Source organism: Streptomyces sp. NPDC052225, from assembly GCF_040679615.1.
GTDB lineage: Bacteria > Actinomycetota > Actinomycetes > Streptomycetales > Streptomycetaceae > Streptomyces.
The window spans coordinates 500,205-511,030 of the sequence record NZ_JBFAVD010000002.1 but is presented as its reverse complement, the minus strand read 5'-3'; the positions used below and the strand labels follow the sequence as shown (position 1 = coordinate 511,030).

Genomic DNA, 10,826 nt, shown 5'->3' with positions numbered 1-10,826 from the left:
TCTTCTTCGCCGCCATGATCCCCTTGAACGACGGGTAGCGCGCCTCACCCGACTGGTCGGTCACCGACACCACCGCCGGCAGCGCCGCCTCCAACTGCTCCGAGGCGGCATCCCCGTCCCGACGGCCCGTGACCTTGCCATCCGCGACCGCGACCTCGGAGAGCAGCGTCACCTGCGGCACACCCAGACGCTCGGCGACCAGCGCCGGCACAATGCCCGCCGTGCCGTCCGTGGACGCCATGCCCGAGACCACCAGATCGAAGCCGGCCTTCTCGATCGCCTTCGCCAGCACCAGCGACGTACCGATCGCGTCCGTGCCGTGCAGATCGTCGTCCTCGACGTGAATCGCCTTGTCCGCACCCATCGACAACGCCTTGCGCAGCGCGTCCTTCGCGTCCTCCGGACCCACCGTCAGCACGGTGATCTCCACATCGTCATCGGAGTTCTCCGAGATCTGCAGCGCCTGCTCCACCGCGTACTCGTCCAGCTCCGACAGCAGACCGTCCACATCGTCACGGTCCACCGTCAGGTCATCGGCGAAATGCCGGTCCCCCGTCGCGTCCGGCACGTACTTCACGGTGACAACGATCCTCAAGCTCACGCCGGCTCTCCTCACTCAGTCCTGTGCGGGTTAACGTATGGCACTCAGTTCCCTCTGTAAAGGTACGTAGTGCCAAAACGGGTGGCGCGGTGTTACGTTCCCGGCATGAGCGAGGCGCGTGAGGTCAACGGTTCACCGAAGAAGGCACCCATGCGGGAGGTGCTGGCCGAGGCGGCGTTCCAGCTGTATCTGGAGCGCGGCTTCGAGCGGACGACGGTGGACGACATCGTGGCCCGGGCCGGGGTGGGGCGGCGCTCGTTCTTCCGGTACTTCCCCTCCAAGGAGGACGCGGTCTTCCCCGATCACGAGAGCTGCGTGGCCGACATGACCGCGTTCCTCGACGCCGCGAGCGACGAGCGCGACGCCGTCGACGTGGTCTGCGACGGGGCGCGGATCGTCCTGCGCATGTACGCCGCGAACCCCGAATTCTCCGTCCAGCGCTACCGGTTGACCCGTGAGGTGCCCGGCCTTCGCACGTACGAGTTGTCGGTCGTGCGGCGCTACGAACGCACCCTCGCCGGCTATCTCCGCCGCCGCTGGGCGAGCGAGCCGGACGGCGCGCTGCGCGCGGAGGTCGTCGCCGCTTCCGTGGTGGCCGCGCACAACAACGGCCTGCGCTCCTGGCTGCGTTCGGGCGGCGAAGGCGACGCGGAGGTGGCCGTCGACGACGCGCTGGCCCTCGTACGACAGGTGTGGGGAGGCGCGGCCCAGCGGCCCGCCGCCGGCGGCCCCGACGAGGAGGTCGTCGTCATGGTCGCGCCCAAGGGTGCCCCGATGTGGCGGGTCATCCAGCAGGTCGAATCGGCGCTGCGCGACGACTGATCGGGCTCCGGGGCCCAAAAGAGGGTACTGAGTGTCTTTACGTCGCGGCACTGAGTGCCATACGCTGACGGAGGCGTCGTGGCCGCAGCCCGACGCACACCGGGCGAGCGCGGGGAGGCCGACAATGACGGAGATGGCCATGAGCGGGTTCGGCGTCATGGCGCCGAGGGAAGCCGAAGCGGGATTCGCCTATCAGCGCTGCCGCTGGTGCGCGACGGCGTCGTTCCGGCGGCTGCTCTGCCCGGTCTGCGCGGCGAGCGACCTGGAGACGCAGTACAGCGAGGGGCCGGGCATCGTGGTCCAGTCCCGTGTGGTCCACCGCGGCACCGGTGTCGCCCGCAACGAATCGCTGGTCCGCTTTCCCGAGGGCTTCGTCGTGCCGTGCCGGGTCGTGGGCACGGCGCCCAACCTGGTGTGGGTGGGCGCCACCGTGCGGTCCGTGCGCGCGGATTCGGCGGGCGCCGCGGGTTCCTCGGCTGCCTCGGCCGACTCCGGCGAAGTGCTCTTCGAGCTCAGCGACGTGGTCGAGGACGACGACGACTTCCGCCGTCACTTCTGAACTCCGTCACTTCTGACCTTCTGAGGACTCCGTGAGCTGCAACCCGTTCTCCCAGATCCTGTTGAGCGTCGTCACGAGCCGCTCGAACGGGATGCGCTGACCGAGGACGAACACCATGTACGCCATGCGGCTCACCATCACCGACAGGGCGTGTGCCGTCACGAGCGGGTCCAGGGTCGGGTCCGCGAGGCCGCTCTCCTGGAGGGAGCGGATCAGCTTGGCGTTGCGGCGCGCGAACGCGTTGCCCCGCTCGATGCGCAATTGCTTGAACTGTTCGTCGACCTGGGCGACTTGCTCGAACAGCGCCATCAGCCGGGCGTTCTTCTTGTACGAGCGCAGGTACTCGCGGTTCGACGCGTCGATGAGCTCGCGCGGGTCGGTGATCCCGGTGCGCTCGCGCAGGTGCGGGTGGAGCATCTCCTCCTGCACCTGCTCGACGAGCGCCTGGAAGATCTCTTCCTTGCTGTTGAAGTACGTGTAGAACGAGCCCGACGCGACATGCGCCGCCTTCGAGATGTCCGTGATCCGGGCGTCGAGATAGCCGTCGCGCTCGAAGACCTCGCGGGCCGCGGCGACCAGGGCGCCGCGCGTCCGGTGGCCGCGCGCGCTGCGGGGGGTGATCGGTTGCTTCTGGCCGCCGTCAGCGGCCGGGGCCTGGGCAGCCAACGCGGTCCGTCCTTCGTAGTGCTTGAACCCTCAGCGGGGCCCCATCGGGGCTGCGGATCGTATCAGCCGACACCCGCGAGGAAGTCGAGCAGAGCGTCGTTGACCTCCTCGGCCCGCTCCTGCTGGATCCAGTGGCCCGCCCCGTCGAGGACGAGGTGCCCGCGCAGATCGGTGAGGACCTGCCCCAGCTTCTCCGTCGGCGTGAACCGGCCGACCGGATCCTTCGACCCGATGACGAACAGGGACGGGCAGTCGATGGTCCGGCCCCGGAGGTGCTCGGTGCGCTCCCAGGTGCGGTCCAGGTTCCGGTAGTAGTTGAGGCCGCCGGTGAACCCGGTCTCCTCGAACGCCTCGACGTAATAGGCGAGTTCGTCCTCGCTGAGCCAACGCGGCGGTTTCAGGTCCTCGTCGGGGCGCGCCGCCCACTGTGCCGTCCAGACCTCGCGCGAGACCAGCGTCCTGCGCACGTTCCGGGCGAGTTCCCGGTCGGCGACGCCGGGCTCCTGGAACCACACGATGTAGAAGTCGTCGCCCAGGCGCCGCCGCAGGGTCGACAGTGGCGGCACGGGGGAGCGGGGCGTCACCGGCACGCTCATCCCCGCCACGGCCCGCACCCGCTCCGGGTGGAGCCACGCCATGTGCCACACGACCGACGCACCCCAGTCGTGCCCCACGAACACCGCGTCGTCCGCGCCGGCGTCGTCGAGCAATCCCGCGAGATCCGCGCAGACCGTCGGCATGTCGTACGCGTCCACGTCCGCCGGCCGTGAACTCCCGCCGAAGCCGCGCATGTCGGGCGCGAGGACCCGGTAGCCGGCGGCGGCCAGCGCGCGGATCTGGTGCCGCCACGAGAAGGCCAGCTCGGGGAAGCCGTGGCAGAGCACGACCAGCGGCTTGTCCGTGTCCTGCGGGCCGTGCTCGAAGACGCGCAGCGTGATCCCGTTGGTCGCGACGTCCCGCGCCGTGACCTGTTCCCACGCGGCGATCGGACGATGTGCGGTCATGTGCGAACTCCCGCCGATGAATCCAGCTTCTTGAACCTGACGTTGGATTCGAATCTACCGTGCCGGACCTCGTCGCGGCAGGGGCCCCACATCCATTGAACCTGAACCCGGATTCAAGTACGGTGTGCCGCACCGCTACCCCCGGAGGCTCCTGCCATGACCGAGACCGCCGCGCGCGGCGCCGTCCTCTTCGACTTCGGCGGCGTGCTCACCACGAGCGTGGTCGACGCCTTCGATGAACTGGGCCGCGAACTCGGCGCCGAGCCAGGGCAGTTGCTGCGCCTGCTGTCCAAGGACGCGGAGAGCAGCTCCCTCCTCGTGGCGCACGAGGAGGGGCGCATCGGACAGCGGGAGTTCGAGGACGGGTTCGCGGCGCGGCTGCGGGCGCACGGCGTCGCCGCCGACGGGCCAGGGCTGCTCGGGCGTCTCCAGGCCCACATGCGGCCCGACCCCGCCGCGCTCGCCCTCGTGGCGAAGCTCCGCGCCGACGGCTACCGTGTCGGCCTCCTGTCGAACTCGCTCGGCGACGACTGCTACGCGGGTTTCGACCTGCCCGCCCTGTTCGACGCCGTCACCGTCTCCGGCGAGATCGGCGTGCGCAAGCCCTCGCGGCGCGCCTACGCCATCGCCTGCGAACGACTCGGCGTCGCACCCGAACGGACCGTCATGGTCGACGACTTGGAGCAGAACATCGCGTCCGCGGCCCGGCTCGGCATCGCCGGTGTCGTCCACCGCGACGCCGCCACCACCGAGGCGGAGCTGGCCCGACTCCTGACGTCCGGCCTGTGAACCCGTACGACACCACCGTGGGAGGAACCGTGTACGAGCTGTCCGACAGGGCCAAGGAGTACCAGACCAAGCTGCTCGCCTTCATGGACGAGCACATCTACCCCGCCGAGGCGGTGTACGCCGCGCAGATGGCCGAGTCCGGCGATCCGCACTTCCACCCGCCGGTCATCGAGGAGCTCAAGACCGAGGCGAAGAAGCGCGGCCTGTGGAACCTCTTCCACCCGCACCCCGAGTGGGGCCCGGGACTGACCAACCTCGAATACGCGCCGCTCGCCGAAATCATGGGCCGCAGCGCCCACTTGGCGCCCGAGGCGACCAACTGCAACGCGCCCGACACCGGCAACATGGAAGTACTCACCCTCTTCGGGACCGAGGAGCACAAGGAGAAGTGGCTCAGGCCGCTGCTCGACGGGGAGATCGCCTCCGCGTTCGCCATGACCGAGCCCGCGGTGGCCAGTTCGGACGCGAGCAACATCCAGCTGCGCATGGAGCGCGACGGCGACGACTACGTCCTCAACGGCCGCAAATGGTGGACGTCCAACGCCCTGCACCCGAACTGCAAGGTCCTCATCGTCATGGGGAAGACCGACCCGGACGGGCCGGCCTTCCGCCAGCAGTCGATGATGGTCGTGCCGCTCGACACCCCCGGCGTCACACTCCTGCGGGGACTGCCCGTCTTCGGGTACCAGGACCGCGAGGGCCACGCCGAGGTGCTCTTCGAGAACGTGCGCGTCCCGGTCACCGCCCTGCTCGCGGGCGAGGGCGACGGCTTCATGATCAGCCAGGCGCGGCTCGGCCCCGGCCGCATCCACCACTGCATGCGCGCCGTCGGCATGGCCGAGCGCGCCCTTGACCTGATGATCGACCGCGCGCAGTCCCGCACCACCTTCGGCGCCCCCGTCGCCGACCGCGCCAACATCCAGGACTGGATCGCCGAGGCCCGCATCGAGATCGACATGGCGCGGCTGCTCACGCTCAAGGCCGCCCACCTGATGGACACCGTCGGCAACAAGCAGGCCCGCACCGAGATCGCCGCCATCAAGGTCGCCGCCCCCGAGGTCGCGCTGAAGGTCGTCGACCGCGCCATCCAGGTGCACGGCGGCGCCGGCGTCTCCGACGACTTCCCGCTGGCGAGCATGTACGCGCATCTGCGCACCCTGCGTCTGGCCGACGGCCCCGACGAGGTGCACAAGCGCACCATCGCCCGGCGCGAGCTGCGCCGCCGCGAGACCGAGCGGGGCGAGCGGTGACCTCCGCGCAGAACTCGTTGGAGGGGAAGGTCGCCGTGGTCACCGGCGCGTCGCGGGGCATCGGCCTCGCGGCCGCCGGCGCCCTTCGTGACCGGGGCGCCCGCGTCGTCGTCACCTCGCGCGACGAGGACCGCGCCAAGGAGGCCGCGCGTCAACTCGGCGACGGCGTGGTGGGGTTCGGCGCCCACGCCACCGACGAGGACGCCGCCCGCGCCTGCGTCGACTTCACCGTCGAGACGTACGGACGCCTGGACATCCTCGTCAACAACGCCGGGACCAACCCCGCCCACGGCCCCGTCATCGACCAGGACCACGCCCGCTTCGCCAAGACGATGGACGTCAACCTGTGGGCGCCGATCCTGTGGACGTCCCTCGCGGTGCGGGCCTGGATGGGGGAGCACGGCGGCGCCGTCGTCAACACCGCCTCCATCGGCGGCCTGTCGGTCGCGAAGGACGTCGGCATCTACCACGTGTCCAAAGCGGCCCTCATCCACCTCACCAGGCAACTCGCCCTGGAACTCGCCCCGTCGGTACGGGTGAACGCCATCGCGCCCGGCGTCGTGCGCACCCGCCTCGCCGAGGCGCTGTGGCGGGAGGACGAGGAGCGGGTGGCCGGGGCGACGCCGCTCGGGCGCATCGGTGAACCGGACGACATCGGCGAGGCCGTCGCGTTCCTCGCCGGGGACGGCGCCCGCTGGATCACGGGGGAGACCCTGGTCGTCGACGGAGGACAGCTGCTCGGTTCGGGACCGCTGTGACGACTCCCCGCCGACAAGCGGGGGTTGACGGGGGTGGTCCTCCGGGTGAAGCGTGCGCGAGGATGGAGGCATGACCGCGGCCCAGCGCGCCATGACCGAACTCGGGACATGGCCGAACCTGGTGAGTGGCCCGCCCCGGTGCTCTGTTGGGCACGCCTTCGCCTCGGCGGGCCACGAACTCGTCCACTTCCACGCCGACGACAGCGCCGACCTCTACCTGACGTCGGAGGCGGTGCAGCGGCTGCTGCCCCAGCTGCGCCACAACAGCGCGATCCGGGTGCAGCCGGGCGCCTCCTGGATCACCGTGCTCCTGGAGTGCGACACGGACGTCCACCTTCTGCTGAGCCTCGTCAGCGTCGCCCTGAAGGAACACGACGCCCACGCCTGCCCGTCCCCGCCGTGCGACTGGGAGCGCCCCCGGGCCTCGTAGCGGACGGCGGCGATCAGCGGCGCTTCCGTGGCAGCCCGGCAGCGGCCCGTGCAGTCTGGTGCCTGCGGGCTCCCCGGACGCCCGAGCGGCAGCCGAGACGAGAGACGAGGCCGACATGCGGAAGATCGTCCTGATGATGTCCGTGTCCCTGGACGGCTACATGGAGGGGCCAGGACGCGAGATCGACTGGCACCTGGTCGACGACGAACTGCACCAGCACATGAACGACGTGATCCGCACGATGGGTGGCTTCCTCGACGGCCGTGTCACCCACGAGCTGATGGCCGCCTACTGGCCCACCGCCGACGAGAAACCCGAGTCCACACCGGTGGAGGCCGAGTTTGCGGGCATCTGGCGGGACATGCCGAAGATCGTGTTCTCCCGGACGCTGGAACCCGGGCCCGCCCCCTGGCACACCACCGTGATGCCCGAGGTGTCCCCGGAGGCGATCCGCGCGCTCAAGGAACTGCCCGGCGGCGACCTGTGCCTCGGTGGCGCCGACCTCGCCGCCACGTTCATCGAGCACGGCCTCGTCGACGAGTCCCGCATCTATGTGCACCCCGTCCTCGTCGGCGCCGGACGGCAGACCTTCCCCGTCTCCGGCTTCGACCCGCGCACCCTGCGCCTCGTCGAGACCCGCACCTTCGGCAACGGGGTCGTCCTGCTGCGCCACTCCTGGGACCAGGCGTGAGACGACGCCGCGTGGCGGCCGGCTGCCGCGCCGTGGGCGACTACGCGGCGCGCCCGCAGGTCCTGTTCGGCGGTGTCTACGGCGCCGTCCTGGCCAGCTCGATGGTCGCCGCACTGACCCGCTACGGGGCGTCCTCCCGCTCCGACCGGCTCTACGACACGGCCTGGCTGCTCATCACGGCCCTCGCCTCCGCCCTCGCGCACGGCTACGCCCACCTCATCGCCCGCCGCGGCGACCAGACCCACCACGGCGTGCTCGCCGCGCTGCGCGTGCTCTTCGAGGAGTGGCCCCTGCTGGTCGCGACCGCGCCGACGGCGCTGCTCCTGCTCGGCGCGGGCCTCGGCTGGTGGGCGTCGGACGGTGTCGAGTACATCGCGTTCACGGTCAATGTGGTGCTGCTGTTCACCTGGGGTCTGCTCGCCGCCCGCGCGGGCGGCAGGACCTGGCCGTCGGCGCTGCGCATCGGATGCGGGGACGCGCTGCTCGGCGTGTTCGTCGTCGTCGCCAACGCGCTCATCAAGTAGGACCCGGGGCGCGCGGATATCGCCCTGGGTGAACCCCGGGCCGCGTCGAAGCCCCGGCCTCTACGCTGGGCCGATGAGCAACCAGGAGAGGCCCACGGCCCGTCGCGTCGCGCAGGAGCCGCTGTGGCGGCACGTCGTCGGAGATGTGCTGCGCCGCCAACGCCGCGCGCAGGGCCGGACGTTGCAGGACGTGGCCGACGTCGCCGGGATCTCCATGCCCTACCTCTCCGAGGTGGAGCGAGGCCGCAAGGAGGCCTCGTCGGAGATGCTCGCCGCCGCGGCCGGGGCGCTCGGGCTCGGCCTGGTCGACGTACTGACGCTGGCCCAGGGCGAGTTGACGCGGGCGGCGCCGGTGCGCAGCACCCTCTCCGTCGTGCGGGGAGGTGCGGCGGGCAACCGCGGCGTCGGGCGCGGCACGGTCTGCCTCGCGGCCTGACCCCGCTCAGCCGCCGTCGCCCTGCGCCAAGTGGCGCACCAGGACCGGCACATGGCTGTGCTCGACGTCCTTCACCGACGTCACCAGCGTCACCGGGCCCCGCCGCGCCAGGTCCCGTACGTGGTCGACCTGGGCGGCGCGGGCCGACTCGGCCAGCTCCGCGCGGTAGCGCTCGGCGAAGGCGTCGTAACGGCCCTCGCGGTCCTCGTGGTACCAGGTGCGCAACTCCTTCGACGGCGCGATGTCCTTGAGCCACTCGTCGACGGCGGCCCGTTCCTTGGAGATGCCGCGCGGCCACAGCCGGTCGACGAGCAGGCGTGTGCCGTCGGCCGGGGCGGGCGGATCGTAGACCCGGCGCACCGTGCAGGGGCGGGGCCGCTGATGTGCAGTCATGCGTTCATTGTGCTGCTTCGTCCCGTGTCGTGACGGTCACTCGTTCGGCCCCGGCCCGCTGGCGGGCGCCTGCGGGCGATGCGAAAAGTCGGACATGACCCAAGCACCGCACGACCCGCAGACCCCGCACCGGCCGACCGGTGAGACCGGTCGGGACGAGCCGCCGCAGCGCGCCGACGGACCGCTCGGCCGGCTCGCGAACGCCGCCTGGCAGGCGGTGCTGCTCGCGGGTGTCGCCTCGCTGATCCTCGGCGTGCTCGTCCTCGCCTGGCCCGGCGCCTCGCTGTGGGCGGCCGGGATCCTGTTCGGCGTCTACCTGCTGGTGAGCGGCGTCTTCCAGCTGGTCACGGCGTTCGGCACCCATGTGACCACGGGCCTGCGGGTGATGGCCTTCATCAGCGGCGCCGTCTCGATCATGCTGGGCCTGTTCTGCTTCCGCGGCGCCACCCAGTCGATCCTGCTGCTCGCCCTGTGGATCGGCATCGGCTGGCTGTTCCGGGGCATCACGCAGACCGCGGCGGCCATCTCCGACCCGGCCATGCCGGCTCGCGGCTGGCAGGTCTTCCTCGGCATCGTCAGTGCCGTCGCCGGTGTCGTCCTGATGGTCTCGCCGTTCGAGTCGGTCGCCGTGCTCACCCTCGTCGGCGGCTGCTGGCTGGTCGCGATGGGCGTCGTGGAGATCGTCGAGGCGTTCATGCTGCGCCGCCACGCGAAGGACCTGCCGAGCGGCGTGTGACCGTATGCAGGGGTGTGCCCCCGCGCCGACCGGCGCGGGGGCACACCCCTGTGAGCTCATGGAGGAGCGGTCAGACGGCGACGGCCTCCTCCATCTCCTCCTCGGCCTCCTCCGGCGTCTCCACCGGCAGCGGCTTCCCGGCGAGCGCCCTGCGCCGCTCGCTCAGTCCGGCGGCCGCGAGCGCGAGCGCGCCCACGGCCAGCCAGGCGACGAGCGTCCAGACGTTGCGCGCCAGGTCGTGGCTGCCGAAGTAGACGAGGCTGCGGGCGCCTTCGACGAAGCCCGCGCCGTTCCAGAACGCGTGCAGCCCACCGAAGAAGCCGTTCTGCAACTCGGGCCGGAAGATCCCGCCGGAGCTGGTGAAGTTCAGCATCACGAACAGGACCATGACGCCGAGCGTCGTCCACTTCTTCAGGAACGTGTGCAGGCCGACACCGATCGCGAGGATGCCCGCCGAGTACAGCCAGGTCATGCCCCACAGGCCCCACAGGTGCTGGTGGACGAGGTGGAAGACGGGGCCGGCGAACGCGGCGCCGATCAGGCTGACCACGCCGGAGGCGCCGACGACGAGCAGCGCCCGCGTACGCATCCGCAGGACGCCGCCCGCGCCGCCGATCACCGCGACCGAGGCGTACGAGCCGATGCTGACCGCCACGAGCAGGAAGAACAGGCCCTGGCCCGTCGGGTCGTCGTCGACCGTCGGCACGACGTCCGTCACCGTCAGCGGCGCACCCTCCTGGGCCGCGACCGGCGTGAAGATCTTCTGCACGGCGGAGACGGTGGTGTCGGAGCCGGCGCTCGCCACGATCAGCTCGGGCGCCTTGCCGCCGAGCACGTACGCGCCGTCGATGTCCCGCGTCTCGAGCTGGTCGATCGCGGCGGAGCGGTCGTCGAGGGTGCGCACGTCCAGGGCGTCGCCGGCCTTGTCCTTCACGGTCTGCGCGAAGACCTTCGCCTCCGGACCCGTGCCCACGATCGCGACCGGCAGATGGTGGGGCTCGGGCGCCGCGAAGGCGCCGAGGTACGCGAAGCCCATGCCCACGCACATCAGGAGCGGCGTGAGCATCAGGGTCAGTACGTGGCGCAGCGCGGCGTTGCCCGGCATGAGCGGGTCCTCCAGGGGGTCAGGGTTGGCCATGGTTCATGAGTTGGCTTATACAACTCTTA

15 protein-coding genes are annotated in these 10,826 nt (G+C 71.0%); 10 read left to right on the top strand and 5 right to left on the bottom strand.

All coding sequences use genetic code 11. The features are described from left to right. The coding region (locus AB0L37_RS05545) for an electron transfer flavoprotein subunit beta/FixA family protein (protein ID WP_365500518.1) at window positions 1–601 on the bottom strand (601 nt) is incomplete at its 3' end. 105 nt (window positions 602–706) lie between these two features. On the opposite strand from AB0L37_RS05545, the gene AB0L37_RS05540 reads away from it, so the two are divergent. Beyond that, window positions 707–1,423, top strand: a complete 717-nt coding sequence (locus tag AB0L37_RS05540; RefSeq protein WP_365500515.1) for a TetR family transcriptional regulator — start codon at window positions 707–709, stop codon at window positions 1,421–1,423. Window positions 1,424–1,556: 133 nt separating this feature from the next. Next, the gene (locus AB0L37_RS05535) at window positions 1,557–1,982 is read left to right on the top strand and encodes a hypothetical protein (protein WP_365500612.1); all 426 of its coding nucleotides are present in this window, start codon (window positions 1,557–1,559) and stop codon (window positions 1,980–1,982) included. A gap of 6 nt (window positions 1,983–1,988) precedes the next feature. Here the strand turns inward: AB0L37_RS05535 and AB0L37_RS05530 are convergent, their stop codons facing one another. Further along, window positions 1,989–2,648, bottom strand: coding sequence for a TetR/AcrR family transcriptional regulator (locus AB0L37_RS05530; protein ID WP_365500512.1), 660 nt, complete (start codon window positions 2,646–2,648; stop codon window positions 1,989–1,991). A 62-nt stretch (window positions 2,649–2,710) separates the two neighbouring features. Then, window positions 2,711–3,652 (bottom strand): alpha/beta hydrolase, encoded by a 942-nt coding sequence (locus AB0L37_RS05525; protein ID WP_365500509.1) that lies wholly within the window; start codon window positions 3,650–3,652, stop codon window positions 2,711–2,713. 156 nt (window positions 3,653–3,808) lie between these two features. Here AB0L37_RS05525 and AB0L37_RS05520 point away from each other — a divergent pair, with 156 nt between their 5' ends. The 7 genes from AB0L37_RS05520 to AB0L37_RS05490 all read left to right on the top strand — a co-directional run bounded on the left by AB0L37_RS05520 (window position 3,809) and on the right by AB0L37_RS05490 (window position 8,530). Beyond that, window positions 3,809–4,441 carry an HAD family phosphatase gene (locus tag AB0L37_RS05520; protein WP_365500506.1) on the top strand — a complete coding sequence of 211 codons (633 nt, stop codon included), beginning with the start codon at window positions 3,809–3,811 and terminating at the stop codon, window positions 4,439–4,441. Between the two features lie 83 nt (window positions 4,442–4,524). Further along, window positions 4,525–5,691: an acyl-CoA dehydrogenase family protein gene (locus AB0L37_RS05515; RefSeq protein WP_365500609.1), complete on the top strand. Its 1,167-nt coding sequence runs from the start codon at window positions 4,525–4,527 to the stop codon at window positions 5,689–5,691. Further along, window positions 5,688–6,449, top strand: a complete 762-nt coding sequence (locus AB0L37_RS05510; protein WP_365500503.1) for an SDR family oxidoreductase — start codon at window positions 5,688–5,690, stop codon at window positions 6,447–6,449. The genes AB0L37_RS05515 and AB0L37_RS05510 overlap by 4 nt, the downstream gene beginning before the upstream one ends. Before the next feature lie 70 nt (window positions 6,450–6,519). Next, window positions 6,520–6,879 (top strand): luciferase family protein, encoded by a 360-nt coding sequence (locus AB0L37_RS05505; protein ID WP_365500500.1) that lies wholly within the window; start codon window positions 6,520–6,522, stop codon window positions 6,877–6,879. A gap of 115 nt (window positions 6,880–6,994) precedes the next feature. Next, on the top strand, window positions 6,995–7,570 hold the full coding sequence (locus AB0L37_RS05500) for a dihydrofolate reductase family protein (protein WP_365500497.1): 576 nt from the start codon (window positions 6,995–6,997) through the stop codon (window positions 7,568–7,570). Then, window positions 7,567–8,094: a hypothetical protein gene (locus AB0L37_RS05495; RefSeq protein ID WP_365500494.1), complete on the top strand. Its 528-nt coding sequence runs from the start codon at window positions 7,567–7,569 to the stop codon at window positions 8,092–8,094. Before AB0L37_RS05500 ends, AB0L37_RS05495 begins: the two co-directional genes overlap by 4 nt. 73 nt (window positions 8,095–8,167) lie before the next feature. Beyond that, window positions 8,168–8,530: a helix-turn-helix transcriptional regulator gene (locus AB0L37_RS05490; protein WP_365500491.1), complete on the top strand. Its 363-nt coding sequence runs from the start codon at window positions 8,168–8,170 to the stop codon at window positions 8,528–8,530. Window positions 8,531–8,536: 6 nt separating this feature from the next. Here AB0L37_RS05490 and AB0L37_RS05485 read toward each other — a convergent pair whose 3' ends face one another. Beyond that, the gene (locus AB0L37_RS05485; RefSeq protein ID WP_365500488.1) at window positions 8,537–8,923 is read right to left on the bottom strand and encodes a DUF488 family protein; all 387 of its coding nucleotides are present in this window, start codon (window positions 8,921–8,923) and stop codon (window positions 8,537–8,539) included. 94 nt (window positions 8,924–9,017) lie between these two features. Here AB0L37_RS05485 and AB0L37_RS05480 point away from each other — a divergent pair, with 94 nt between their 5' ends. Next, entirely contained in the window at window positions 9,018–9,659 is a 642-nt protein-coding gene (locus tag AB0L37_RS05480; RefSeq protein WP_365500485.1) for an HdeD family acid-resistance protein, read from the top strand. Window positions 9,660–9,729: 70 nt separating this feature from the next. Here AB0L37_RS05480 and AB0L37_RS05475 read toward each other — a convergent pair whose 3' ends face one another. Then, window positions 9,730–10,797 carry a hypothetical protein gene (locus AB0L37_RS05475; protein WP_365500482.1) on the bottom strand — a complete coding sequence of 356 codons (1,068 nt, stop codon included), beginning with the start codon at window positions 10,795–10,797 and terminating at the stop codon, window positions 9,730–9,732. Between the last annotated feature and the right edge of the window lie 29 nt (window positions 10,798–10,826).

Excerpts from the sequence above, each read along its gene's own strand:
- AB0L37_RS05540 (WP_365500515.1), top strand. The coding sequence starts at position 707 with ATGAGCGAGGCGCGTGAGGTCAACGGTTCACCGAAGAAGGCACCCATG.
- AB0L37_RS05535 (WP_365500612.1), top strand. The coding sequence starts at position 1,557 with ATGGCCATGAGCGGGTTCGGCGTCATGGCGCCGAGGGAAGCCGAAGCG.
- AB0L37_RS05525 (WP_365500509.1), bottom strand. The coding sequence starts at position 3,652 with ATGACCGCACATCGTCCGATCGCCGCGTGGGAACAGGTCACGGCGCGG.
- AB0L37_RS05520 (WP_365500506.1), top strand. The coding sequence starts at position 3,809 with ATGACCGAGACCGCCGCGCGCGGCGCCGTCCTCTTCGACTTCGGCGGC.
- AB0L37_RS05515 (WP_365500609.1), top strand. The coding sequence starts at position 4,525 with ATGGACGAGCACATCTACCCCGCCGAGGCGGTGTACGCCGCGCAGATG.
- AB0L37_RS05505 (WP_365500500.1), top strand. The coding sequence starts at position 6,520 with ATGACCGCGGCCCAGCGCGCCATGACCGAACTCGGGACATGGCCGAAC.
- AB0L37_RS05500 (WP_365500497.1), top strand. The coding sequence starts at position 6,995 with ATGCGGAAGATCGTCCTGATGATGTCCGTGTCCCTGGACGGCTACATG.
- AB0L37_RS05490 (WP_365500491.1), top strand. The coding sequence starts at position 8,168 with ATGAGCAACCAGGAGAGGCCCACGGCCCGTCGCGTCGCGCAGGAGCCG.
- AB0L37_RS05485 (WP_365500488.1), bottom strand. The coding sequence starts at position 8,923 with ATGACTGCACATCAGCGGCCCCGCCCCTGCACGGTGCGCCGGGTCTAC.
- AB0L37_RS05480 (WP_365500485.1), top strand. The coding sequence starts at position 9,018 with ATGACCCAAGCACCGCACGACCCGCAGACCCCGCACCGGCCGACCGGT.
- AB0L37_RS05475 (WP_365500482.1), bottom strand. The coding sequence starts at position 10,797 with ATGGCCAACCCTGACCCCCTGGAGGACCCGCTCATGCCGGGCAACGCC.